Source organism: Pseudomonas allii (assembly GCF_055380095.1).
Window position 1 is genome coordinate 5,769,912 of the sequence record NZ_AP039450.1, and the last position, 23,620, is coordinate 5,793,531.

Genomic DNA, 23,620 nt, shown 5'->3' on the forward strand with positions numbered 1-23,620 from the left:
ACCGTCCATGACCAGCAGTCCCGAACACGCCAGGCTCTTGCGCCTGGCCACCCGCGCTTCGGTGGGCGTGGCCTGCGCGCTGATTATCACCAAGGCCATCGCCTGGTGGCTCAGCGGCTCGGTGAGCATGCTCGCCGGGTTGACCGACTCACTGTTGGACGGCGTGACCTCGCTGTTGAATTTGCTCGCCGTGCACTACGCCTTGCGCCCGGCCGATGACGATCACCGCTATGGGCATGGCAAGGCGGAGTCGCTGTCCGGCATGGCCCAGGCGCTGTTTATCGGCGGCAGCGCGGTACTGATCGCATTCCAGGCCTACCAGCGCCTGCAACACCCGGAGCCGGTCGGCGCACCGTGGTTGAGCATCGGCGTGATCGTATTTTCCCTGGCGCTGACCGTGGCCTTGTTGATGCTGCAACACCGGGTGATCCGCGAAACCGGCTCCAACGCCGTGCGCGCCGATTCGCTGCACTACCGCTCGGACCTGATGCTCAACGGCAGCATCCTGGTGGCGCTGGTGCTCGCGGGCTTTGGCTACCATCAAGTGGACGCCTGGTTCGGCCTGGGCATTGCCGCCTACATCTTGTGGAGCGCAGTCCAGATCGCCCGGGAAAGTTTTGCGGTGTTGATGGATGAAGAACTGCCGCCGGACGTGAGCCAGCACATGCTGGAACTGGCCCGTGGCGTACCGGGAGTATTGGGCGCGCATGATTTGCGCACGCGGATTTCCGGCAGCCACTGGTTTGTGCAACTGCACCTGGAACTGCCGGGGGAATTGACGCTGTCAGTGGCACACGGCATCAGCGACCAGGCCGCCGACGCCATTCACAAAGCCTACCCGCGTGCCGAAGTGCTGGTACACGCCGACCCACGGGAAGTGGTCACGGGCAATAAACCCTAGTACTGCACCTGATAGCCGCGACTGCTCAGGCAGTTGCCCTGGGCCTGGCGGTAGGTTTGCACCACCGCCGGGTCAGGCGCGTAGGTCACTTGCTGCGGGTCGAAACCGCTTTGCTGCACCGCCCAGCGATAGCAGTCATAACCGTCCTGCTGCACCTGGGCCGGCGACTGCCCATTGGCGGGATACGCCACCACGTCATAGCCATTGCCTTGCGGCGCGGGCGGCGGCGCTGGCACCTGCGTCGGTGGTTGCACCACCACGTACTGTTGGGAGCTGCTTTCGTAGGTGTAATACGCACCGGCCGCGAGGAAGAACAGCGCGCTGCCCACCCACACTTCGCGCGCATAGTCCGGCAGGTAATGCACGCGGATGCCATACGGTGGCGTCACCACCACATAACGCGGGCCTTGCGGGCGATACCAATAGCCGCCGGAGTAGAAATAATCCTGACCACGGTAAGGCACACGGTAGTTGCGATCAGGGAAGCGGTCGATTACATAGCCTGGGCGATGTTGCGGGCCCGGCCCCCAGCCATTGCCGTGACCGTCGGGGCGACCTGGCCAGCGGTTGTCGCCGGGGCGCGAGCCGGGGCCGCCGGCTTCCCAATGCGGGTTGCCGTCATTACGGCGCGGGATGTCGCGGTAGTAGCCCTGACGCGGTTCCTGGGTCTGGCGCACGGTGTCGGGGCGACTCTGGATCGGCAGGTTGTTCGACGGCTGCGACTGCGGTTGAGGCTGCGGTCGCCCCTGCTCGTTACCTTGAGGGCGCCCTTGCCATTGGCCACCACCGTTTTGGCCACCACGATCAAAATGCTGATTCTGCGGGCGTGGTTGATTGTTTTCCGGCCGAGGCTGATTGTTCTGCGGGCGCGGCGGCTCATTCCCACCCCCGGGTCGCCCGCCCTCCGGCCCTCTTTCATGCTGGCCGCCGCCTTCACCACGCGGCCCGTTGTCACGTTCGTCGGCCACTGCCTGGGCGCCAACGGTGACCATCAGCAAACCTACACCTGCCATACGCCAGATGCGCTTCATGCTATTCCTCACTGCGGATTAGGGCCTGTCCATGAGACTGGAAAAGCCAGGCCCGGTTCGCGGACAGGTTATCAGCAGGCAAAAGAAAAGGGGTGACCCGTCGGCCACCCCTTGAGAACTTCGTCCGTGCTCAACGCTTTTGACGTTGGCTCACCTCACGCCGTCTTGTGGACAGTGTGCAGCCTGGAGGCCGGCTCAACCCTGCTGGGGTGGCGGCCGCAGCGGGCCTGATTGGGCGGGCTGCTGTGGACTGTTGTCCAGGCGGTGATTCTGTTGATAAAGATACCCGTAGGCGCCCGACAGATGATTGCGAAGATTGCGTCAATAAACAGTGCTTGCGCAATTTTTAACCCTTCATGGATAATTCACCGCAATAGTTACGACAAAGGCCAACCCAATGAGCAAGCTTGACCGATACGACCTGAGTATTTTGGCGGAATTGCAACGTGATGCGAGGATCTCCAACCAGGAGTTGGCCGAACGCATCGGCTTGTCGCCGTCGCCGTGCTCGCGCCGGGTCAAGCAGTTGGAGGACGACGGCTACATCGCCCGCCAGGTCGCCCTGCTCGACCGCAAGATGCTCGGCCTGAGCCTGACCGCCTACGTGCTGATCGGCATGGACCGCCACACCCCGGAGCGCTTTGAGAATTTTGAGGCGGCCATTCGCACCCTGCCGCAAGTACTGGAGTGCAGCCTGGTGACGGGTATGGATGCGGACTATCAATTGAAGGTGGTGGTGCCAGATATGGACCACTACCAGAAATTGCTGCTGGGGCATCTGACCCGCATCGAAGGCGTAACCAGCGTGCGCTCCAGCTTTGTGCTCAATCAGGTATTGAACAGCACCGAACTGCCCCTGACCCACCTGCGCACTTAAGATCGGTGAAGGTCAAATGTGGGAGGGGGCTTGCCCCCGATGGCTGAGTGTCAGCCAGTTATTTATCAACTGACCCACCGCTATCGGGGGCAAGCCCCCTCCCACATTTGGATTGCACTTCGATCCAGGTCAATGTTGCGTCGGTAACGCTGCCGTATACTGCCCGCCTGCCCTGTCGGAAAAATCCCCCATGAACAACATCGACCCCGCCCTCTTCGAAGAATGGATGATGACCGGCCTGGTCACGATCCTGATCATTTTCATGGGCTTTATCGTCTGGGACCTGGCGAAGAAGTCCAAGGCCGGGCGCTTTGGCTCGTTCATTCTGTTCTTCGTGCTGGGCCTGGGCGTGGCCGCGTTCATCATCAAGAGCGTGGTGATCGGCCTGATCGAGTCCGGCGCCTTATAAGCGCGCCGGTACTTCCTTCCACTGGCCTTGGTCCAGGCCATCGATTGACCAATCGCCAATCCGCACGCGCACCAGGCGCAAGGTAGGCAAACCGACAGCAGCGGTCATGCGCCGTACCTGGCGGTTGCGCCCCTCACGAATGATCAGTTCCAGCCAGTGCGTCGGGACGCTTTTGCGAAAGCGCACGGGCGGGTTGCGCGGCCACAGCTCGGGCTCATCCAACTGCCGAGCCTCGGCGGGCAAGGTCATGCCGTCGTTCAGTTCGACGCCTTTGCGCAGGCGTTGCAACTGTTCTTCGGTGGGTTCGCCTTCCACCTGCACCCAGTAGGTTTTCGCCAGCTTGTGCTTGGGGTCGGCGATGCGCGCCTGCAACTGACCATCGTTGGTCAGCAGCAACAGGCCTTCGCTGTCACGGTCCAGGCGGCCCGCCGGGTAGATGCCGGGGATATCGATGAAATCCTTGAGGGTCGCGCGCCCGCCTTCGTCGCTGAACTGGGTCAGCACATCGAACGGTTTATTGAACAGGATCAACTTCGGCTCGGCCGGAGGCGCCTTGGCGACACGCCGCGCAGCGGAATACGGGGTTTTCACGCCAGGGCGGCGCGAATCGGGACGGGTGGGACGGGACATGGCAAAGGAACATCTAACGGTCAGGACCGACAATGCTAGTGGCCTGACCGTTAAATGACCATCCCAACCGCTTAGCGGAACGGCGGCTCGTCGAAGCTGCGCAGTTTGCGCGAGTGCAGCGAGTTGAGTTCGGTGCGCAGCAGGTCCACCGCCTCGATACCGATCTTCAAGTGCTGGCTGACCGCGCGCTCATAGAACGCGTTGGCCGAACCCGGCAGCTTGATTTCGCTGTGCAGCGGCTTGTCCGACACGCACAACAAGGTGCCGTACGGCACACGCAAACGATAGCCTTGCGCGGCGATGGTGCCGCTTTCCATGTCCACGGCCACGGCGCGGGACAGGTTGATCAGTGGGCGTTCCTGGGCCCAGCGCAGTTCCCAGTTACGGTCGTCGTAGGTCAACACAGTGCCGGTACGCAGGCGTTTTTTCAGCTCTTCGCCTTTTTCGCCGGTAACGTTGGCGGCCGCTTGCTGCAACGCAAGCTGCACTTCAGCCAGCGCCGGGATCGGGATGTTCGGCGGCACCACGCGGTCGAGAATGCCGTCGCGGCGCATATAAGCGTGCGCCAGTACGTAGTCGCCAATGGTCTGGGATTGGCGCAGGCCGCCACAGTGGCCGATCATCAGCCAGCAATGTGGACGCAGTACGGCCAGGTGGTCGGTGATGTTCTTGGCGTTGGACGGGCCGACGCCGATGTTCACCAGGGTCACGCCGTGGCCATCGGTGGCCTGAAGGTGGTAGGCCGGCATCTGGTAACGGTGCCACACCACGCCGGCGGCAATCGCCGAGGCCTCACCGTGGTCCATGCTCTTGTCGATCACCACATTGCCCGGCAGCACCATGCGGATAAAGCGCGGGTCGCTGCGCAGTTGCTCCAGGCCATGCAGGATGAACTGGTCGACATAGCGGTGGTAGTTGGTCAGCAGGATCCACGGCTGCACATGGCGCCAGTCGCTACCGGTGTAGTGCACCAGGCGGCGCAGGGAGAAGTCCACGCGGGCCGCATCGAACAGCGCAAGCGGCAGCGGGTCGGTGTTTTCCCAGTCGTACAGGCCATCGGCGATGCCATCGGTGGCGGCCGACAGGTCGGTGCTGGGGAATACGCGAGCCAAGGTCGCAGCGGTAACGCCGGAGCCCGCCAGCTCATCGCCCTGCTCCACCACGTAGGGGTACGGGATGTTCTGCTGGCTCACGCCGACTTCCACGGTCACGGTGAAGTCGTGCATCAGCGGCACCAGTTGCTCCAGCAGGTACTTACGGAACGCTGCAGGATGGGTGACGGTGACGCTGTAGGTTCCTGGCAACTGGACCTTGGCATACGCCCGGGTGGTCTGTGGGACTTCGCCGTGGCAGTGGTAGGTCAGGCGCAGTTCCGGGTAGCGAAACAGCGCACGTTGCTCGGCGTCGGGCTCGACGCGGTCTTTGAGGTATTGCTTGAGGGCTTGATTGAGCGCGCCAGTGGCACGCTCATGCAGGGCCGCCAGCCGGTCCACGGCTTCTTCGGCGGTTTGAACGACAACAAAAGCTTCGGTCACGGTAAGCATCCTGTGTTCTGACTTGCAGGCCTTTATCTTGCCTGTATCCCGGCCTCACCGAAACAGAGGAATTGGAATGCGATCAATAATGTGGGAGGGGGCTTGCCCCCGATAACTGACTGTCAGCCAACACATCTATCGCTGACACACCGTTATCGGGGGCAAGCCCCCTCCCACATTTTTAGTGCATTTAGTCCGATGGATTGGGGGTGGCGCGGGCGACGAGCGCCGCCACATCCACACCACGCGGCAAGGTGCCGTATACCCGGCCGGACGATTCGCCCAACCGACTGGCGATAAACCCATCACTGACCGCCGCATTCCCCGCCTCCAGCAACAACTTGGCCTGCAATGCCACGGCGATGTCTTCGGTGAGTTGCCGCGCACGGTACTGGATGTCCTGGGTGTCCATGAATGCCGACTTGAGCTGTTCGATATGCCGCGCCAGCAGCGTGTCGCCATGCCCATCCCCCAATTCGATAAACAACGCCTCCAGCACGCCCGGCTCTTTCGACAACGCCCGCAGCACGTCCAGGCACTGCACGTTGCCGGAACCTTCCCATGTCGAGTTCACCGGTGCCTCACGGTACAGGCGCGGCAAAATGCTGTCTTCGACATAGCCGGCACCGCCCATGCACTCAGCGGCCTCGTTGATCATCGCCGGCGCTCGCTTGCAGATCCAATATTTGCCTACCGCCGTTACCAGCCGGGCGAACTTGGCTTCCTGCTCATCGTCCAGATGATCCAGTGCCCGCCCCATGCGCAGGCTCAAGGCCAGTGCGGACTCGCTTTCCAGCGCCAGGTCCGCCAGCACGTTCTGCATCAAGGGCTGCTCGCTGAGCACGCGGCCGCCGACCGAACGATGGGCACAATGATGGCTGGCCTGGGTCAGCGCCTGGCGCATCAGGGCGCTGGAGCCGACCATGCAATCGAAGCGGGTCATGGCGACCATCTCGATGATGGTCGGCACGCCACGGCCTTCTTCGCCAATCATCCAGGCCAGGGCGCCACGGAATTCCACTTCGCTGGAAGCGTTGGAGCAGTTGCCGAGTTTGTTTTTCAGGCGCTGGATGTAGAACTCGTTGCGTGTGTCATCCGGACGGTGCCGGGGCAGCAGGAAGCAGGTGAGACCTTTGTCGGTCTGGGCCAAGGTGAGAAACGCGTCGCACATCGGAGCCGAACAGAACCACTTGTGGCCCACCAGTTCATAGGCCTGCCCTGGCCCGCCGGCGCCCACCGGATATGCCCGGGTGGTGTTGGCACGCACATCGGTGCCGCCCTGCTTCTCGGTCATGGCCATGCCAATGGTGGCGCCGGCCTTGTGGGCGATGCCAACGTTGCGCGAATCGTATTGGGTGTTGAGAACTTTCGGCAGCCAGATATCGGCCAGGTCCGGCTGCAAACGCAGCGCTGGCACACAGGCGAAGGTCATGGTCAGCGGACAGCCGGTGCCGGCTTCGGCCTGGCTGTGCAGGTAGGTCATGGCGGCGCGGGCCACGTGGGCGCCGGACTGCGGATGGGCCCAGGGCAATGAGGGCAAACCGTGTTCGACGGCGGTGCGCATCAGTTCGTGATAAGCCGGATGAAACTCCACGAGGTCGATGCGATGACCATAACGGTCATGGCTGTTGAACACCGGCTTGTTCTGGTTGGCCAGGAACCCGGCGTCCATCAATGGCCCGCCGGCCAACGCACCGTAGGCATCGATACGCGCCTGCGCCCAGCCGGCGCCAAAGCGGCGCGACCATTCCTGCAGGGGCAAGTCGATACGGTACAGGTTGGCGCCATCCAGGGACGGCGGCTGGTTGGTGACGTCGTGGGTTTCGGCAAATTGATGCAGGTTCATGACGGGCCTCCAAGAAAAAAGGCCACGTTCAGTTGAGGCCTGCATTTCAGTTAAGCACCGTCATACCCCTTAAAAAAGTGGCATACCCGCCGATTGTCCGGCGCTTTTGCCCTCTAAAGGGCCCAACAACCGACGCTCCAACACCGCCTGCAACGCCTCGAAACGCACAGGCTTGGCCAGGCGCTCGGAAATCCCGATGCCATGGCAGCCCTCGCGCTCTGATACCTTCAGCGACGTACTCAAGGCAATCACCGGTAATTCGCCACAGCCCGGCAGCGCACGTATCTGACAGCACAACGAGAAACCACCTTCAGGAATATCCAACAGCACGGCGTCGAACTCCGCTGCCTGCAGAGCCGCCAGCGCGTTCGGGCCGCTGTCCACGGTTTTCACCCGGTAGCCGAGCTTGAGCAGCATGCCGCGCACCGCCAACTGGCCGACGCTGTTGTCATCCACCAGCAGCACCGAGCACTCCTGGGGCGCACGTTGCTTGTCCGGCGCAGGCTTGGACTCGGGCGCGACCGGGCTGACCTCCACTTCCAGCTGGAAGCGGCTGCCTTTGCGCGGTTCGGAATGATGGGTAAGGCGCCCGCCCAGCAGCTCGATCAGTTGCCGGCAGATGGCCAGGCCAATGCCCAGGCCGCCGTATTCACGGGTGGTGGAGCCATCCAGCTGGAAGAAGTGCTGGTACAGCGTGGCCTCGTCGAGGAAAGCAAAGCCGATCCCGGTGTCGGTGACGATAAAGCTCAGGCGCAGGAGGCCGTCGCTGTGGGGCACGCCAACCACTCGCAGGCGCACCGAACCTTCGTGGGTGAACTTGAAGGCGTTATCCAGCAAGCAATCGAGGCACTGCAGCAGTTTGTCGGCATCGCCCAGCACGCGGTCCGGCAGTTCGTCCGCCACGTCGATGGAAAACGCCAGGCCCTTGCTCTGGGCGCTGGCGCTGAACTGCTGGCGCAAGGTGTCGAGCGTACCGCGCAGGCTGAACACCTTGGGCTGCGCAACCAGGCGCCCGGCCTGCAACTCGGTGAGGGTAAGGATACCGTTGACCATGCGCATCATGTCCCGCGCCGAGCCGGCGGCGGTTTGCTGGTATTGCGCCATGTCCGCATCCAGCGGCACCGTCTGCATGAGTTCGAGGGAGCCGATCACGCCGTTCATCGGGGTGCGCAATTCGTGGGTCAGGGTGGCGAGGAATTCATCCTTCAGGCGGTTGCTGCGGGCCAATTGCAGGTTGAGTACTTCGAGCTTCTGGCTGGCGTCGAACAGGATCTGCGCCTGTTGCTCACGCATGGAATTGATGCGGTCGGCCAGGGCCAGGGACAACAGCGCCACTTCGATCGCCGAACCGATCTGGCTGGCGTACATGGTCAGGAACACATTCGGCAGGTAGCCCAGCACCATCAGGGTATTGACCACCCCGCCGAGCAGGAACGCCGACCAGGCAATGATGAAATAGCGCGCCACCCGCTGCCCGCAATACCAGGCCTTGATGGCCGCGACAAAGATGGTCACGGTAAACACCAGTGCCAAGCCGGTGGCCAGGCGCAGCGCCAGGGCATAGCTGGTCATCAACGACAGCAGCATCACCACACCACCGCAGGCCACCAGCGCCAGCAATAGACGATTGATCCAGCGACTGTGCTGGGCCGTGTGCAGAAAGCTGCGCGCAAACAGGCTGCCGAACAACGCTGCCGAGCCAATCAGGAACGGCGTCGCGGCATTCGCCCACCACGGGTTGTCCGGCCAGAAGTACTCCACTGCCGCGCCATTGACCGACAGCTGGTACATGCCGAATGAAGCGATATACAGGATGTAATAGAGGTAGCTGGTGTCGCGCACGCTGAGATAGATGAACAGGTTGTACACCAGCATGCCCAGCAACACGCCATAGATCAGGCCCAACACATACAGGCGCAGCGGCTGTTGTTCCAGATAGGCGGTACTGGACCACAACGTCAACGGCGCCTGGATCGAGCCTTCGCTTTGCAAGCGCAGGTAGACGGTTTTCGCTTCGCCCGGTGTGAAGTCGAGCTTGAACAGGTAGTTATTCTGGCGGATCTCACGGGCGGCAAACGGCAGCGCATCCCCTGTGCGCCCGGCGAGGCGGTAGGTGCCGGTGCTGTCGGGCAGGTACAGGTCCAGATGGTCGAGGGGCGGGTAGGCCAGCTCCAGCAACCAGGTGCGTTGGGCTTCAGGATTCTGGGGCAGGTAGTGCAGATTGACCTTGAGCCAGAACACCGAGCGTGAATAGCCGGCGTTCAGGGTGTCTTTGTCGTGGGGCTTGAATTGCGTGATGGCGGAGGGCGCGCTGACATCGGCGATCGTAAGGGCACCGGTCGGGTCTTCGAGCAGTTGCAGGGCTCGGCCCAACGGCAGGCTTCGCGTGTCCTGGTTGAACTCGATGGCGCTGGCGAGCATCGGCAGCCCGCACAACAATAAAATCAGCAAATAGCGCATAGAGCCCCAGCGTGGCCTGTCCGATTATGTCAAAAAGCCCCCCATTCCTTTTGAGAAGACGTATACCGGCAATACAGTTAGTCGTTTGGATCCACTCTAGCATAGCCACTAAAGGCTATTAGACACCATTGAAATAATTTTTTGAAAGGCTCTAGAACGGGGCTTTCAGCAATTCGCATGCACTCATTTGGGTTGCTGAAACCTTCCACCCGCGGTGAAAATCCTCCTGTGCGCAACAGCCCCGCCAAAAGCGTTTGGTGGTAAGCTCGCGCACCATGAATATCTACAGCTCTCGCCCCGTTGTCCTCTGTCTCTCCGGCCATGATCCCAGTGGTGGCGCCGGCTTGCAGGCAGATATCGAAGCCCTGCTCGCCCAGGGTTGCCATGCGGCTCCGGCCGTCACTGCGCTGACTGTGCAGAACACGGTCAACGTCAGCGATTTCCGCGTGCTCGACCGCGAGTGGGTGCTGGCCCAGGCCAATGCCGTGCTTGGCGACTCCGAAGTGGCGGCGGTCAAGCTCGGCATGCTCGGCTCCACCGCGATGGTCGACACCGTGGTCGAACTGCTGCAGGCGCATCCGCACCTGCCGGTGGTGTGCGACCCGGTGCTGCGCGCCGGTGGCGGCGGCAGCCTGGGCAAGGACGAGGTCGGTTATGCGATGCGTGAGCGGCTGTTGCCGTTGTCGCTGATCGCCACGCCGAACCTGCCTGAAGCGCGCATCCTCGCCGAACTGCCCGAAGGTACCGCAGACGAATGCGCCGAGAAGCTGCTGCCCTCTATAAAGCACCTGCTGATCACCGGTGGGCATGGCGACGAGCACGAAGTACACAACCGCCTCTACAGCCGCGACGGCACGCGCCAGACCTTTACCTGCCAGCGCCTGCCCGGCAGCTATCACGGTTCAGGCTGCACGCTGGCCAGCGCCTTGGCGGGCCGCATCGCCCAGGGCGAAGGCCTGGTGAGCGCCGTGCAATCTGCCCTCAACTACACTTGGCGCACCCTGCGTGACGCTGAACAACTCGGCCAGGGCCAGTTCGTGCCGCGCCGCCTGCCGCTGGATTTCTGCTCTTAACAGCACGAGGCCTGCCTGATGAAACTACGTGGCCTTTACGCCATTACCGACAGCCAACTGTTGGCTGGCAAATTCCTCGCCTACGTCGAAGCGGCGCTGGACGGTGGCGTGACCCTGCTGCAGTACCGCGACAAAAGCAGCGACGAAGCCCGGCGCCTGCGTGAAGCAGAAAAGCTGCGGGAGCTGTGCTCGCGCTACAAGACCCAACTCATTATCAACGACGACGCCGAACTCGCCGCGCGCCTCGGCGTCGGTGTGCACCTGGGCCAGACCGACGGCCCGCTGACCCCGGCCCGCGCCCTGCTTGGCTCCAAGGCCATCATCGGTTCCACCTGCCACAGCCAGATCGAACTGGCCGAGCAGGCGGCCAGGGAAGGCGCGAGCTACGTCGCCTTCGGTCGCTTCTTCAATTCCAGTACCAAGCCCGGCGCGCCGGCCGCCACCGTCGAAATGCTGGCCCAGGCCCGTGTGCGCCTGCAGCTGCCGATCTGCGTGATCGGCGGCATCACCCTGGAGAACGCCGAGCCCCTGGTGGCCCACGGTGCCGACCTGCTGGCGGTGGTGCACGGCCTGTTTGGCGCCGACACAACCCAGGAAGTCACGCGCCGAGCCCGTGCGTTCAACGACCTTCTTAGAATTTCAGTTTAGAGAGCCCGATCATGTCCCGTTCCGAAACGCTGTTTGCCAATGCCCAGAAACACATCCCCGGCGGTGTGAACTCCCCCGTGCGTGCGTTCAAGAGCGTGGGCGGCACGCCGCTGTTCTTCAAGCATGCCGAAGGCGCCTACGTCACCGACGAAGATGACAAGCGCTACGTGGACTACGTGGGTTCCTGGGGCCCGATGATTCTCGGCCACAGCCACCCGGACGTGCTGGACGCGGTGCGCAAGCAGCTGGAACACGGCCTGTCCTACGGCGCGCCGACCGCCATGGAAACCGAGATGGCTGACCTGGTCTGCTCGATCGTGCCGTCGATGGAAATGGTGCGCATGGTCAGCTCCGGCACCGAAGCCACCATGAGCGCGATCCGACTGGCCCGTGGTTTCACCGGCCGCGACAGCATCATCAAGTTCGAAGGTTGCTACCACGGCCACTCCGACAGCCTGTTGGTCAAGGCCGGCTCCGGCCTGCTGACCCAGGGCGTGCCAAGCTCGGCCGGTGTACCGGCGGCGTTCGCCAAGCACACCCTGACCCTGCCGTTCAACGACATCGCCGCCGTCGAGCAGATGCTCAATGAAGTGGGCCAGGACGTGGCCTGCATTATCGTCGAGCCAGTGGCCGGCAACATGAACTGCGTACCGCCGGCGCCGGGCTTTCTCGAAGGCCTGCGCGAGCAGTGCGACAAACACGGTGTGGTGCTGATTTTCGACGAAGTGATGACTGGTTTCCGCGTCGCCCTCGGCGGCGCCCAGGCGCATTACGGCGTCACGCCGGACCTGAGCACCTTCGGCAAGATCATCGGCGGCGGCATGCCGGTGGGCTGCTTCGGCGGCAAGCGCGAAATCATGCAGCACATCGCGCCGCTGGGTCCGGTGTACCAGGCGGGCACCCTGTCGGGCAACCCACTGGCCATGGCCGCCGGCCTGACCACCCTGCGCCTGATCAGCCGCCCAGGCTTCCACGCCGAGCTGACCGACTACACCACACGCCTGCTCGACGGCCTGCAACAGCGCGCCGATGCCGCTGGCATTCCGTTTGTCACCACCCAGGCCGGCGGTATGTTCGGCCTGTACTTCAGCGGTGCCGACGATATCGTCACCTTTGATGACGTGATGGGCAGCGATGCCGATCTGTTCAAACGTTTCTTCCACCTGATGCTGGAGGGCGGCGTGTACCTGGCACCGAGCGCTTTCGAAGCCGGCTTCACCTCGATCGCCCATGGCGACGCCGAGCTGAAACTGACCCTCGACGCCGCCGAACGCGCCTTCGCCGCACTGAAGTAATAGGCTGCGAACATCAGGCACCGCGCAAACGGTGTCTGATTTGCTACTTTGCCTACAGATATTTCCGAGTTTTTCCGAGAATTCACCTGCAATCCGGCAGATAACTTGCCCAAGCAGCAGAAAAACGAGTAAAGACTTTGTAAGCAGAGGCCTGCTTATTTCATAATGCGCGCTTATTGGATCCCCCGAGGGTCCGCGTGCCCCGTCAGAGGTAAGTCGATTCCCATGAAACGCACCGGCCGCACCCTGGTTCTGGGCTGCCTGTTGCTCCTTCAGCCGCTGCTGGCACATGCACAAGCAGGCGGCAACTCGTTGTTAATCCCAGCGATGGGTCGTTGCACCCTCAATACCCAGCCAGACAGCCAGGCCGAAGCCCTGAGCGCGTGCCAGAAACAGGCCGACGGCGGGGATGCGCAGGCGCAATACGAGTTGGGCGAGTACTTCCACGACAGCAAGAACCCTGCCCGCGACCTCAACAAGGCCTTGAGCTACTTCGAGAAAGCCTCGTTGCAGGGCCATGCCCAGGCGCAATTCCAACTGGGCAACATGTTCTTCAAGGGCGAAGGCGTGCCGGCCAATAACGTCCAGGCGTATATCGTGCTGAAAATGGCCGCGGTCAACGGCGCTGAAGACGCGCTGGACACCGCCGACGAAGTCGCCGAGCACATGCAGCGCGATGAACTGGAAGTGGCGACCCAGGTGCTGGGCCAGATTTTCCGCAATTACCTTCTGGAACTGCAGAGCGCCGATGGGCGTTCGCCCTTCTCACCCCTGCCCTGACAGCCGCCTTACTTCTCCGGCATTGGCATCGGGAATGGCATCACATTGCTGGTGCCCCGCGCCTCGCTGATCTTCGGCGTGCCCAGGCGCTCGACTTCATCGATGCGCACAATCGAATGCATCGGCACAAAACTGCGCACCACGCCTTCGAACTGTGCCTTGAGCTTCTCTTCGCCCGGGTCGACGACCAACTGGGTGCGCTCGCCAAAGACGAACTCTTCCACCTCCAGGAAACCCCACAGATCGCTCTGATAGATCTGCTTGGCGTACATTTCGAACACCTGGCCCTGGTTGAGGAAAATCACCTTGTAGATTGGAGCTTCACGTTTGGTCATGGTGGGCGAACAACACATCGGGGATATAAAAGAGGGCGCGAACTATAGCATGGCACCCGATGCACAACGCTAGGAACCAATGGGCATGCCCCCTATAATGCGCGGTTCTTTACCACCAGTTGACGATTCCCATGGCCAAGAAGCTTTACATCGAAACCCACGGTTGCCAGATGAACGAGTACGACAGCTCGCGAATGGTCGATCTGCTGGGCGAACACCAGGCCCTGGAAGTCACCGCCCGCGCCGAAGATGCCGACGTGATCCTGCTCAATACCTGCTCGATCCGCGAGCGGGCCCAGGACCGTGTGTACTCGCAGCTGGGCCGCTGGCGCGAATTGAAACTGGCCAACCCGGACATGGTGATCGCCGTCGGCGGTTGCGTGGCCAGTCAGGAAGGTGCCGCGATCCGCGACCGCGCACCTTATGTCGACGTAGTTTTCGGCCCACAGACCCTGCACCGCCTGCCGGAAATGATCGATGCCGCGCGCGTCACCAAGCTGCCGCAGGTGGATGTGTCGTTCCCGGAAATCGAAAAATTCGACCACTTGCCCGAGCCGCGTATCGACGGGCCAAGCGCCTACGTGTCGGTGATGGAAGGCTGCAGCAAGTACTGCACCTTCTGCGTGGTGCCCTACACCCGCGGCGAAGAAGTCAGCCGGCCGTTTGACGACGTGCTGTCGGAAATCATCCACCTGGCCGAAAACGGCGTGCGCGAAGTGACTCTGCTGGGCCAGAACGTCAATGGCTACCGCGGCCTGACCGAGGATGGCCGCCTGGCCGACCTGGCGGAGCTGATCCGCGTGGTCGCCGCTGTGGACGGTATCGAGCGAATTCGCTACACCACTTCGCACCCGCTGGAGTTCTCCGACAGCCTGATCCAGGCCCACGCGGAAGTGCCGGAACTGGTCAAGCACCTGCACCTGCCGGTGCAATCGGGCTCGGACCGCATCCTCGCGGCCATGAAGCGCAACCACACCGCCCTGGAATACAAATCCAAACTGCGCAAATTGCGCGCAGCGGTGCCGGGCATCTGCATCAGTTCCGACTTTATCGTCGGATTCCCCGGCGAGACCGAGAAAGACTTCGAACAGACCATGAAGCTGATCGAAGACGTCGGTTTCGACTTCTCCTATTCGTTCGTCTACAGCCAGCGCCCCGGCACCCCGGCGGCCGACCTGGCGGACGAGACCCCGGAAGCGCTGAAAAAAGAGCGCCTCAATGCGCTGCAACACCGCTTGAACCAACAGGGTTTCGAGATCAGCCGACAAATGGTCGGGTCCATCCAGCGCATCCTGGTCACCGACTATTCGAAAAAAGACCCGGGCGAATTGCAGGGGCGTACCGAGAACAACCGAATCGTAAACTTCCGTTGCGATAATCCGACCCTGATCGGCCAGTTTGCCGATGTGCATATCGATGCGGCGCAACCGCACTCGTTGCGTGGGTCACTGTTGCAATAATGACCTGATTAACACCGACTCAATGTGGGAGGGGGCTTGCCCCCGATGACGGCGTGTCAGACACAGATGTTTTATCTGAACCGGCGCTATCGGGGGCAAGCCCCCTCCCACATTTTGACCGTGCAACATTCCGATGACGTAAGTGCTTTCGCACACGGGCAGCTGGCGTTATTCTCTATTTCACCTCAACAGCCAAAGGGCGGCTAAAAACAACCTTGAACGCACCCATCGCAGAACCCCATCGTTTTCTCCTCGAGCCGTTTGAGGCTCGCCGTTTCGCCAATCTGTGCGGACAGTTCGACGAGCACTTGCGCCTGATCGAACAACGCCTGAGCATCGAGATCCGCAATCGCGGCAATCAGTTCGAGCTCATTGGTGAACCCCAACACACCACGTCTGCAGAAAACCTGCTGCGCCGCCTCTACCGCGAAACCAAGGGTAGCGAGCTGTCGCCGGAAACCGTGCACCTGTACCTGCAGGAGTCGGCGGTCGAAGACCTGGCCAACAACCCTGTGGCCGAAGCCAGCGTGGCCCTGCGTACCAAAAAAGGCATGATTCGCCCGCGCGGCTTGAATCAGCAGAAGTACGTCAAGGAAATCCTCGGCAACGACATCAACTTCGGCATCGGCCCCGCCGGTACCGGCAAGACCTACCTGGCCGTGGCCTGCGCGGTCGATGCGCTGGAACGCGAGCAAGTACGCCGCATCCTGCTGGTGCGCCCGGCGGTTGAGGCTGGCGAGAAGCTCGGCTTCCTGCCCGGCGACCTGGCCCAGAAGATCGACCCGTACCTGCGCCCGCTCTACGACGCACTGTACGAGATGCTCGGCTTCGAATACGTGGCCAAGCTGATCGAACGCCAGGTGATCGAGATCGCCCCGCTGGCCTACATGCGTGGCCGTACCTTGAACAACAGTTTCATCATCCTCGACGAAAGCCAGAACACCACGGTCGAGCAGATGAAGATGTTCCTCACCCGCATCGGTTTCGGCTCCACCGCCGTGATCACCGGTGACATCACCCAGGTCGACCTGCCCAAGGGCACCAAGTCGGGCCTGGGCCAGGTAATCGAGGTGCTCAAGGATGTGCCGGGCATCAGCTTTACGCACTTCATGCCCAAGGATGTGGTGCGCCACCCGCTGGTACAGCGCATCGTCGAGGCTTACGAGCGTTTCGAACACCGTGACGATGGGCTGTCCAAGGACGTTCGCCGCGATGCTTGAGCTAGACCTGCAGCTGGCCACCGAAGCGCCCGCCCCCAGCGAAGCCCAGTTCCGTCAATGGTGCGCCCTGGCCCTGCGCCAGCGCATCGCCGACTCGGAACTGACCATTCGCCTGGTGGATGAGCCCGAAGGCCGCGAACTGAACCACACCTGGCGCCAGAAGGATTACGCGACCAACGTGCTGTCCTTCCCCGCCGACGTGCCGGATGAGCTGCTGGATATCCCGTTGCTGGGCGACCTGGTCATCTGTGTCGCGGTGGTGGAGCGCGAAGCGAAGGAACAAGGCAAGGAACTAGAAGCCCACTGGGCCCATCTAGTCATCCACGGCTGCTTGCATCTCTTGGGTTACGACCATATAGACGATGACGAAGCCGAGGAAATGGAAACACTGGAACAAACGTTGCTTGCAGAATTGGGTCATCCGGACCCGTATGCCGACGACGAAACTTAAAAACACTCAACTGTAACAATAAAGGATTCAGAGTAATCGCTATGAGCGAAGACCGATCGAGCAACGGGCAGAAGTCATGGCTGGGTAAACTGACCCAGGCTTTTGCCCACGAGCCGAAAAACCGCCAGGAGCTGCTGGAGCTGCTGCGCGAGGCCCATCAGAACAAGTTGCTGGACAGCGAAGCGCTGGCCATTGTCGAGGGCGCCATCCAGGTGGCTGACCTGCAAGTACGGGACATCATGGTCCCGCGCTCGCAGATGATCAGCATCAAGGCGACCCAGACCCCACGGGAGTTCCTCCCGGCCGTGATCGACTCGGCGCACTCGCGCTACCCGGTGATCGGTGAAAGCCATGACGATGTCATGGGCGTCCTGCTGGCCAAGGACCTGCTGCCGCTGATCCTCAAGGAGAACGGCGACAGCTTCAACATCAAGGACTTGCTGCGCCCGGCCACCTTCGTGCCTGAATCCAAGCGCCTGAATGTGCTGCTGCGCGAATTCCGCGCCAACCACAATCACATGGCCATTGTGATCGACGAATACGGCGGCGTCGCTGGCCTTGTGACGATTGAAGACGTGCTGGAACAGATCGTCGGCGATATCGAAGACGAACACGACGTCGAAGAAGACAGCTACATCAAGCCATTGCCCAGCGGTGACTTCCTGATCAAGGCGCTGACGCCGATCGAGAACTTCAACGAGTTCTTCGACAGCGAATTCTCCGACGACGAGTTCGACACCGTCGGGGGCCTGGTGATGAGTGCGTTTGGCCACCTGCCAAAACGTAACGAAACCACCGAGATCGGCGCCTATCGCTTCCGCATTCTGAATGCTGATAGCCGCCGCATCCACTTGATCCGCTTGACCCCTATTGCCCGCTAAGGATTGATATGCGCCGTCTGACCCGCCCCGGCTGGCCCGGTAATTTGCTGGCCGTGGTGGCCGGCGCCATCACTACCCTGGCGTTGGCGCCGTTCGACCTGTGGCCGTTTGCGCTGGTGGCGGTCGGGTTGTTCTATGTCGGGCTGCGAGAACTGACGCCACGCCAGGCCCTGGGCCGTGGCTGGTGTTTCGGCTTCGGCCTGTTCGGTGCTGGTACCAGCTGGATCTACTACAGCATCCACCACTTCGGCGGCGCTTCGGTGTTGCTGGCGGGGTTCCTGATGCTGTTGTTCACCGCCGCCATCGCCTGGTTCTTCGCCCTGCCCGCCTGGCTGTGGGCGCGTTGGTTGCGTCGCAATGAAGCGCCGCTGGCTGACGCCTTGACCTTCGCGGCGTTGTGGGTCGGCCAGGAGGCGTTTCGCGGCTGGTTCCTTACCGGTTTCCCGTGGCTGTACTCCGGCTACAGCCAACTCGACGGCCCCCTCACCGGCCTCGCGCCGCTGGGCGGAATGTGGCTGATCTCCTTCGCCCTGGCACTCACCGCTGCCCTGCTGTGCAACCTGCCGCGCCTGCTGGCCGGCAAGCGCAACGCCTTTATCGGTGCGGGCCTGGTGTTGCTGGTCGCGCCCTGGGCGATCGGCCTGGCGCTCAAGCATCACGCCTGGACCAGTCCGTCCGGCGCGCCGCTGAGCGTGGCCGCCATCCAGGGCAACGTTGAACAGAGCATGAAGTGGGACCCGGAGCAGCTCAACGCGCAGCTCGCGCTGTACCGCGACATGAGCTTCAGTTCCAAGCGTGTCGATTTGCTGGTATGGCCGGAAACGGCGGTGCCGGTGCTCAAGGAGTCTGTCGAAGGCTACCTGGGCATGATGGGCAAGTTCGCCGCCGACCGGCACACCGCACTGATCACCGGGGTACCGATCCGCCAGGAAGTGCACCACCAGAAGCGCTACTTCAATGGCATCACCGTAGTCGGCGAAGGCGACGGCACCTACCTCAAGCAGAAACTGGTGCCGTTCGGTGAGTACGTGCCATTGCAAGACATGCTGCGAGGCTTGATTGCTTTCTTCGACCTGCCGATGTCGGACTTCGCCCGCGGCCCCTCGGACCAGGCGATGCTGCAGGCCAAGGGTTATCAGATTGCGCCGTTCATTTGCTACGAAGTGGTCTACCCGGAATTCGCAGCTGGCCTGTCGGCGCAGAGCGATCTGCTGCTGACCATCAGCAACGACACCTGGTTCGGCCGCTCCATCGGCCCGTTGCAGCACCTGCAAATGGCGCAAATGCGTGCGCTGGAAGCCGGGCGCTGGATGATCCGCGCCACCAACAATGGCGTGACCGGCCTGATCAACCCGTTTGGACAGATCACGGCGCAGATCCCGCAATTCGAACGTGGAATCCTCTACGGCGAAGTGGTGCCGATGCACAACCTCACGCCGTACCTGCAATGGCGTTCGTGGCCACTGATCATCCTGTGCCTGGGGCTGTTCGGCTGGGCGCTGCTGGCGAGCCGCATGTCCAAAACCGTCTGACAGACAACCCAAAACCAATGTGGGAGGGGGCTTGCCCCCGATGGCTGTGTATCAGTATCAGATGTACTGACTGACACTCCGCTATCGGGGGCAAGCCCCCTCTCACATGTTGATCTGCCGCGTTATCGGTAGAACAACCGATAGCCCACCTGCCCCACCGCTTCGTTGATCAACTGCCCGCTGCGCCACACTGAGACGAACTCCGGCATCCAGCCACCCAGTGGCCGGGCGTTGTCCACGCCCAGGAAGCCCACCGGCGCAGGCACCACGGTGAAACCGGCTTTCTCGAAGCTCCACACCGAACGCGGCATATGCCAGGCCTGGGTCACCACCACCACGCGCTTGATGCCCTCGGGCAAGAGAATTTCTGCGCTCATCTGCGCGTTCTCCCAGGTGGTTCGGCTGCGTTCTTCCTTCCAGCGTACGGTCACACCAAAATCATCCTGCATCGATACCGCCATCAGCTCCGCCTCGCTGGGCGGTGTGCCGTAATGCAGGCCGCCGGTAGTCAGCACCGGCAGCCCGGAGGCCTTGGCCAATCGTGCGGCGTAGCGCTGGCGCTCCAGGCCGGTACCCGTCGGCTGGTCGGTGCCCCAGGCCGGGTCACCGCGCTCACGCCCGGAGCCCAACACCACGATCGCATCGGCGCGCTGCGCCAGCGTCGACCAGTCTTCCCGCGCCAACGGCGGCTCGGTCTCCAGGGCACGTGCACCCCACTCCACCATCACCGGCAGGCTGATCAGCCACATACCGCCAAACCCCAGCGCAAAGCAGCAACCCGCCAAGCGTGGCCGACTACGCCGAAACCACCAGGCAAGGGCCAGCAGCAGCAAGAGGATGCCGGGCGGCAGGAGCAGTTGTTTGATCAAGTAACGAATAGGCATCGGGCATCTCCAAAGATGCCCGAAGCCTAAGGTGTAACGGGGTTTAGCGACAATCTTTACCGTGACATGACGCGAAGGTGTTGCTCTGGGGGAGTGAACTACTTGTAGCGTACGAAGCGGCGCTTTTCCGGGCCGCGACCGACCGACAAGTCCTTGAGCCACACCACCTTGGCAGAGTGCGTGGGCTCCTTGGGTGGCGGGGTTGCCACCAGAGGAGGCGCACCGCGCCCATTCCGTTCCAGATAAGCCTTGATCAGTTCCAGCTCCGCGCGGGTCAAACCGCGCAGTTCCAACTCCACAGGCCGTTCATCACGCAATCGGCCCGCTGTCCTTGCTGCATCCAATGCACGACCCAATCGGTCGATCAGTCCTTCGTAGATTTCCGGTTTCGTTACGATTCGCTGCGATTCAACCATCCCCTCACCTCATTGAAGAAAGACTTGCTCCCCAATAAACAGCGTAGCCCCCGTGGCTGCGCCTGCCCGGCGCCGCGACAGACGGCCCTGCCAGAGCAATCAGGGTTTCCCTCGATAGAGTGGGGTCATGTATGCTACGGCGCTTCCTGTAACTCCACTTCCCGCAGGGTTTGGGCACGGACGCGCCGCTTTTTGGTGTCGATCAACCTGAATGTTGCACCGAAGAGGATTAGGCCACCCCTATTCAGTTCAAAAGTAGCCATGCACGAACAATATCAGCCCCGTGAAATAGAAAATGCCGCCCAAACCTTCTGGGACGAGCAAAAGTCCTTTGAAGTCAGTGAACAGCCAGGCAAGGAGACTTACTACTGCCTATCGATGTTCCCTTACCCCAGCGGCAAGCTACACATGGGGCACGTGCGTAACTACACCATCGGCGACGTGATTTCCCGTTACCAGCGCATGCAAGGCAAGAACGTCCTGCAACCCATGGGTTGGGATGCCTTCGGCATGCCGGCGGAAAACGCCGCGATGAAAAACAACGTGGCCCCCGCCAAGTGGACCTACGAAAACATCGCCTACATGAAGTCCCAGCTGCGCAGCCTGGGTCTGGCGGTGGACTGGTCCCGCGAAGTCACCACCTGCAAGCCGGACTACTACCGCTGGGAACAATGGCTGTTCACCCGCCTGTTCGAAAAAGGCGTGATCTACAAAAAGAGCGGCACCGTGAACTGGGACCCGATCGACCAGACCGTCCTGGCCAACGAGCAAGTGATCGACGGTCGCGGCTGGCGCTCAGGCGCGCTGATCGAAAAGCGCGAAATCCCGATGTACTACTTCAAGATCACCGCCTACGCGGATGAACTCTTGTCGAGCCTCGACGACCTGCCGGGCTGGCCGGAACAGGTCAAGACCATGCAACGCAACTGGATCGGCAAGTCCAAAGGCATGGAAGTGCAGTTCCCCTACAACGTCGACTCGATCGGCCAAGCGGGCGCACTCAAAGTCTTCACCACCCGTCCGGACACCCTGATGGGCGCGACCTACGTCGCCGTGGCCGCCGAACACCCGCTGGCCACCCAGGCTGCACAGAACAACCCTGAGCTGCAGGCGTTCATCGCCGAATGCAAAGGCGGCAGCGTGGCTGAAGCCGACGTCGCCACCCAAGAGAAAAAAGGTCTGCCCACCGGGCTGTTTGTTGAACATCCATTGACTGGCGAGAAGTTGCCGGTGTGGGTCGCCAACTACGTGCTGATGCACTACGGCGATGGCGCGGTAATGGCTGTGCCGGCCCACGACGAGCGCGATTTCGAATTCGCCACCAAGTACAGCCTGCCGATCAAGTCCGTGGTGCGCACCAGCTCGGGCGACAGCAACCCGGCCCCGTGGCAGGACGCCTACGGTGAGCACGGCACGCTGATCAACTCCGGCGAGTTCGACGGCCTGGATTTCCAGGGTGCTTTCGACGCCATCGAAGTCGCCTTGGTCAAGAAAAACCTCGGCGCCTCGCGCACCCAGTTCCGCCTGCGGGACTGGGGCATCAGCCGCCAGCGCTACTGGGGCTGCCCGATCCCGATCATCCACTGCCAAAGCTGTGGCGACGTGCCAGTACCGGAAGACCAACTGCCGGTCGTTCTGCCGGAAGACGTGGTGCCGGACGGGGCCGGTTCGCCATTGGCGCGCATGCCCGAGTTCTACGAGTGCAGCTGCCCGAAATGCGGCGCGCCTGCCAAGCGTGAAACCGACACCATGGACACCTTCGTCGAGTCCTCGTGGTACTACGCCCGCTACGCCTCGCCGCACTATGAAGGCGGTCTGGTAGAGAAATCCGCGGCCGACCACTGGTTGCCTGTTGACCAGTACATCGGCGGTATCGAGCACGCCATCCTGCACCTGCTGTACGCGCGCTTCTTCCACAAGCTGATGCGTGACGAAGGCCTGGTGAGCTCCGACGAGCCGTTCAAGAACCTGCTGACCCAGGGCATGGTGGTCGCCGAGACCTACTATCGCCGTGAAGCCAACGGCGCCTACACCTGGTTCAACCCGGCTGACGTCGAGCTTGAGCGCGACAGCAAGGCCAAGGTCATCAGCGCCAAGCTGATCGCCGACGGCCTGCCGGTGGAAATCGGCGGCACCGAGAAGATGGCCAAGTCGAAGAACAACGGCGTTGACCCGCAGTCGATGATCGATCAGTTCGGTGCCGACACCTGCCGCCTGTTCATGATGTTCGCCTCGCCGCCTGACATGAGCGCCGAATGGTCCGACTCCGGCGTCGAAGGCTCGCACCGTTTCCTCAAGCGCGTCTGGCGCCTGGCGCACGCTCACATCAGCCAGGGCCTGCCGGGCAAGCTGGACGTGGCCGCCTTGAGCGACGAGCAGAAACTCATTCGCCGCAGCACCCACCTGGCCATCAAGCAAGCCAGCCAGGACGTGGGCCAGAACCACAAGTTCAACACCGCCATCGCCCAGGTGATGACGCTGATGAACGTGCTGGAAAAAGCCCCACAAGTCACTGAGCAGGATCGCGCACTGGTACAGGAAGGCCTGGAAACGGTCACCCTGCTGCTCGCGCCGATCACGCCGCACATCAGCCACGACCTGTGGAACCGTCTGGGCCACAGCGACGCCGTCATCGATGCGCGCTGGCCGGTGCAGGATGACAGCGCCCTGGTACAGGACACGCTGCAACTGGTGATCCAGGTCAACGGTAAACTGCGTGGCCAGATCGACATGCCGGCCACCGCCAGCCGCGAAGACGTTGAAGCGGCTGCCCGCGTCAACGAAAACGTGCTGCGCTTTACCGAAGGCCTGACGATCCGCAAAGTGATCGTGGTGCCTGGCAAACTGGTCAATATCGTCGCGAGCTAATCGGATCGGGCGCAGGGCTTACACCCTGCGTCGAACAAAGCCTTCAGGGCCTCGATAAGGCCCACATGGTTTCAAGGGGAGCAACAAA

At 62.0% G+C, this 23,620-nt stretch carries 21 protein-coding genes; 13 read left to right on the top strand and 8 right to left on the bottom strand.

Annotation, left to right across the window (positions count from 1 at the left end; all coding sequences use genetic code 11):
• The first annotated feature begins 7 nt into the window (after positions 1-7).
• A complete protein-coding gene (locus ACZ445_RS26410; protein ID WP_058427750.1) occupies positions 8-901 on the top strand; it encodes a cation diffusion facilitator family transporter in 894 nt (297 codons plus the stop codon).
• Here the strand turns inward: ACZ445_RS26410 and ACZ445_RS26415 are convergent.
• Positions 898-1,932, bottom strand: a complete 1,035-nt coding sequence (locus ACZ445_RS26415; protein WP_058427751.1) for a DUF6515 family protein — start codon at positions 1,930-1,932, stop codon at positions 898-900. The two genes, ACZ445_RS26410 and ACZ445_RS26415, sit on opposite strands and share 4 nt — an antisense overlap.
• 397 nt (positions 1,933-2,329) lie before the next feature.
• Between ACZ445_RS26415 and ACZ445_RS26420 the strand changes: the two genes are divergently transcribed.
• Positions 2,330-2,809 (top strand): Lrp/AsnC family transcriptional regulator, encoded by a 480-nt coding sequence (locus tag ACZ445_RS26420; RefSeq protein WP_003194418.1) that lies wholly within the window; start codon positions 2,330-2,332, stop codon positions 2,807-2,809.
• 199 nt (positions 2,810-3,008) lie between these two features.
• On the top strand, positions 3,009-3,218 hold the full coding sequence (locus tag ACZ445_RS26425; protein ID WP_025999909.1) for a DUF2788 domain-containing protein: 210 nt from the start codon (positions 3,009-3,011) through the stop codon (positions 3,216-3,218).
• Here the strand turns inward: ACZ445_RS26425 and ACZ445_RS26430 are convergent.
• From ACZ445_RS26430 to ACZ445_RS26445, 4 genes are all read right to left on the bottom strand, one after another.
• Complete coding sequence (locus ACZ445_RS26430) at positions 3,213-3,848, bottom strand: pseudouridine synthase (protein WP_058427752.1); 636 nt, start codon at positions 3,846-3,848, stop codon at positions 3,213-3,215. The two genes, ACZ445_RS26425 and ACZ445_RS26430, sit on opposite strands and share 6 nt — an antisense overlap.
• Before the next feature lie 71 nt (positions 3,849-3,919).
• On the bottom strand, positions 3,920-5,392 hold the full coding sequence (gene amn / locus ACZ445_RS26435; RefSeq protein ID WP_161630243.1) for an AMP nucleosidase: 1,473 nt from the start codon (positions 5,390-5,392) through the stop codon (positions 3,920-3,922).
• A gap of 181 nt (positions 5,393-5,573) precedes the next feature.
• On the bottom strand, positions 5,574-7,229 hold the full coding sequence (locus ACZ445_RS26440; RefSeq protein WP_179030388.1) for an acyl-CoA dehydrogenase family protein: 1,656 nt from the start codon (positions 7,227-7,229) through the stop codon (positions 5,574-5,576).
• A 69-nt stretch (positions 7,230-7,298) separates the two neighbouring features.
• Positions 7,299-9,689 (bottom strand): hybrid sensor histidine kinase/response regulator, encoded by a 2,391-nt coding sequence (locus tag ACZ445_RS26445; protein WP_310863795.1) that lies wholly within the window; start codon positions 9,687-9,689, stop codon positions 7,299-7,301.
• A 275-nt stretch (positions 9,690-9,964) separates the two neighbouring features.
• Between ACZ445_RS26445 and ACZ445_RS26450 the strand changes: the two genes are divergently transcribed.
• The 4 genes from ACZ445_RS26450 (at position 9,965) to ACZ445_RS26465 (ending at position 13,485) form a co-directional block, all read left to right on the top strand.
• Positions 9,965-10,762 (top strand): hydroxymethylpyrimidine/phosphomethylpyrimidine kinase, encoded by a 798-nt coding sequence (locus ACZ445_RS26450; RefSeq protein ID WP_058427755.1) that lies wholly within the window; start codon positions 9,965-9,967, stop codon positions 10,760-10,762.
• 18 nt (positions 10,763-10,780) lie between these two features.
• Positions 10,781-11,410, top strand: a complete 630-nt coding sequence (gene thiE, locus ACZ445_RS26455) for a thiamine phosphate synthase (RefSeq protein WP_310863796.1) — start codon at positions 10,781-10,783, stop codon at positions 11,408-11,410.
• A gap of 11 nt (positions 11,411-11,421) precedes the next feature.
• Positions 11,422-12,705, top strand: a complete 1,284-nt coding sequence (gene hemL / locus ACZ445_RS26460; RefSeq protein ID WP_122727889.1) for a glutamate-1-semialdehyde 2,1-aminomutase — start codon at positions 11,422-11,424, stop codon at positions 12,703-12,705.
• Positions 12,706-12,930: 225 nt separating this feature from the next.
• Positions 12,931-13,485, top strand: coding sequence for a tetratricopeptide repeat protein (locus tag ACZ445_RS26465; protein ID WP_071489908.1), 555 nt, complete (start codon positions 12,931-12,933; stop codon positions 13,483-13,485).
• A gap of 8 nt (positions 13,486-13,493) precedes the next feature.
• Here the strand turns inward: ACZ445_RS26465 and ACZ445_RS26470 are convergent, their stop codons facing one another.
• A complete protein-coding gene (locus ACZ445_RS26470) occupies positions 13,494-13,820 on the bottom strand; it encodes a DUF1820 family protein (RefSeq protein WP_003194436.1) in 327 nt (108 codons plus the stop codon).
• A 131-nt stretch (positions 13,821-13,951) separates the two neighbouring features.
• Between ACZ445_RS26470 and miaB the strand changes: the two genes are divergently transcribed.
• The 5 genes from miaB (at position 13,952) to lnt (ending at position 19,364) form a co-directional block, all read left to right on the top strand.
• The gene (gene miaB, locus ACZ445_RS26475) at positions 13,952-15,280 is read left to right on the top strand and encodes a tRNA (N6-isopentenyl adenosine(37)-C2)-methylthiotransferase MiaB (RefSeq protein WP_058427758.1); all 1,329 of its coding nucleotides are present in this window, start codon (positions 13,952-13,954) and stop codon (positions 15,278-15,280) included.
• 215 nt (positions 15,281-15,495) lie between these two features.
• Positions 15,496-16,500, top strand: a complete 1,005-nt coding sequence (locus ACZ445_RS26480; protein ID WP_058427759.1) for a PhoH family protein — start codon at positions 15,496-15,498, stop codon at positions 16,498-16,500.
• Complete coding sequence (ybeY, locus tag ACZ445_RS26485) at positions 16,493-16,951, top strand: rRNA maturation RNase YbeY (protein ID WP_310863797.1); 459 nt, start codon at positions 16,493-16,495, stop codon at positions 16,949-16,951. The genes ACZ445_RS26480 and ybeY overlap by 8 nt, the downstream gene beginning before the upstream one ends.
• 41 nt (positions 16,952-16,992) lie before the next feature.
• Entirely contained in the window at positions 16,993-17,832 is an 840-nt protein-coding gene (locus tag ACZ445_RS26490; protein WP_010206772.1) for an HlyC/CorC family transporter, read from the top strand.
• Between the two features lie 8 nt (positions 17,833-17,840).
• Complete coding sequence (gene lnt / locus ACZ445_RS26495; protein ID WP_179029636.1) at positions 17,841-19,364, top strand: apolipoprotein N-acyltransferase; 1,524 nt, start codon at positions 17,841-17,843, stop codon at positions 19,362-19,364.
• A gap of 122 nt (positions 19,365-19,486) precedes the next feature.
• On the opposite strand, the gene ACZ445_RS26500 is transcribed toward lnt, so the two are convergent.
• The gene (locus ACZ445_RS26500) at positions 19,487-20,248 is read right to left on the bottom strand and encodes a YdcF family protein (protein ID WP_179029637.1); all 762 of its coding nucleotides are present in this window, start codon (positions 20,246-20,248) and stop codon (positions 19,487-19,489) included.
• Positions 20,249-20,346: 98 nt separating this feature from the next.
• Positions 20,347-20,664 (bottom strand): hypothetical protein, encoded by a 318-nt coding sequence (locus ACZ445_RS26505; RefSeq protein ID WP_058427763.1) that lies wholly within the window; start codon positions 20,662-20,664, stop codon positions 20,347-20,349.
• A 261-nt stretch (positions 20,665-20,925) separates the two neighbouring features.
• On the opposite strand from ACZ445_RS26505, the gene leuS reads away from it, so the two are divergent.
• Complete coding sequence (gene leuS / locus ACZ445_RS26510) at positions 20,926-23,532, top strand: leucine--tRNA ligase (RefSeq protein ID WP_310863798.1); 2,607 nt, start codon at positions 20,926-20,928, stop codon at positions 23,530-23,532.
• Positions 23,533-23,620: the final 88 nt, after the last annotated feature.

Bases quoted from the DNA above. Each gene is read 5' to 3' on its own strand.
- ACZ445_RS26410 (WP_058427750.1), top strand. From the start codon at position 8: ATGACCAGCAGTCCCGAACACGCCAGGCTCTTGCGCCTGGCCACCCGC.
- ACZ445_RS26415 (WP_058427751.1), bottom strand. From the start codon at position 1,932: ATGAAGCGCATCTGGCGTATGGCAGGTGTAGGTTTGCTGATGGTCACC.
- ACZ445_RS26420 (WP_003194418.1), top strand. From the start codon at position 2,330: ATGAGCAAGCTTGACCGATACGACCTGAGTATTTTGGCGGAATTGCAA.
- ACZ445_RS26430 (WP_058427752.1), bottom strand. From the start codon at position 3,848: ATGTCCCGTCCCACCCGTCCCGATTCGCGCCGCCCTGGCGTGAAAACC.
- amn (WP_161630243.1), bottom strand. From the start codon at position 5,392: ATGCTTACCGTGACCGAAGCTTTTGTTGTCGTTCAAACCGCCGAAGAA.
- ACZ445_RS26440 (WP_179030388.1), bottom strand. From the start codon at position 7,229: ATGAACCTGCATCAATTTGCCGAAACCCACGACGTCACCAACCAGCCG.
- ACZ445_RS26445 (WP_310863795.1), bottom strand. From the start codon at position 9,689: ATGCGCTATTTGCTGATTTTATTGTTGTGCGGGCTGCCGATGCTCGCC.
- ACZ445_RS26450 (WP_058427755.1), top strand. From the start codon at position 9,965: ATGAATATCTACAGCTCTCGCCCCGTTGTCCTCTGTCTCTCCGGCCAT.
- thiE (WP_310863796.1), top strand. From the start codon at position 10,781: ATGAAACTACGTGGCCTTTACGCCATTACCGACAGCCAACTGTTGGCT.
- hemL (WP_122727889.1), top strand. From the start codon at position 11,422: ATGTCCCGTTCCGAAACGCTGTTTGCCAATGCCCAGAAACACATCCCC.
- ACZ445_RS26465 (WP_071489908.1), top strand. From the start codon at position 12,931: ATGAAACGCACCGGCCGCACCCTGGTTCTGGGCTGCCTGTTGCTCCTT.
- ACZ445_RS26470 (WP_003194436.1), bottom strand. From the start codon at position 13,820: ATGACCAAACGTGAAGCTCCAATCTACAAGGTGATTTTCCTCAACCAG.
- miaB (WP_058427758.1), top strand. From the start codon at position 13,952: ATGGCCAAGAAGCTTTACATCGAAACCCACGGTTGCCAGATGAACGAG.
- ybeY (WP_310863797.1), top strand. From the start codon at position 16,493: ATGCTTGAGCTAGACCTGCAGCTGGCCACCGAAGCGCCCGCCCCCAGC.
- ACZ445_RS26490 (WP_010206772.1), top strand. From the start codon at position 16,993: ATGAGCGAAGACCGATCGAGCAACGGGCAGAAGTCATGGCTGGGTAAA.
- lnt (WP_179029636.1), top strand. From the start codon at position 17,841: ATGCGCCGTCTGACCCGCCCCGGCTGGCCCGGTAATTTGCTGGCCGTG.
- ACZ445_RS26500 (WP_179029637.1), bottom strand. From the start codon at position 20,248: ATGCCTATTCGTTACTTGATCAAACAACTGCTCCTGCCGCCCGGCATC.
- ACZ445_RS26505 (WP_058427763.1), bottom strand. From the start codon at position 20,664: ATGGTTGAATCGCAGCGAATCGTAACGAAACCGGAAATCTACGAAGGA.
- leuS (WP_310863798.1), top strand. From the start codon at position 20,926: ATGCACGAACAATATCAGCCCCGTGAAATAGAAAATGCCGCCCAAACC.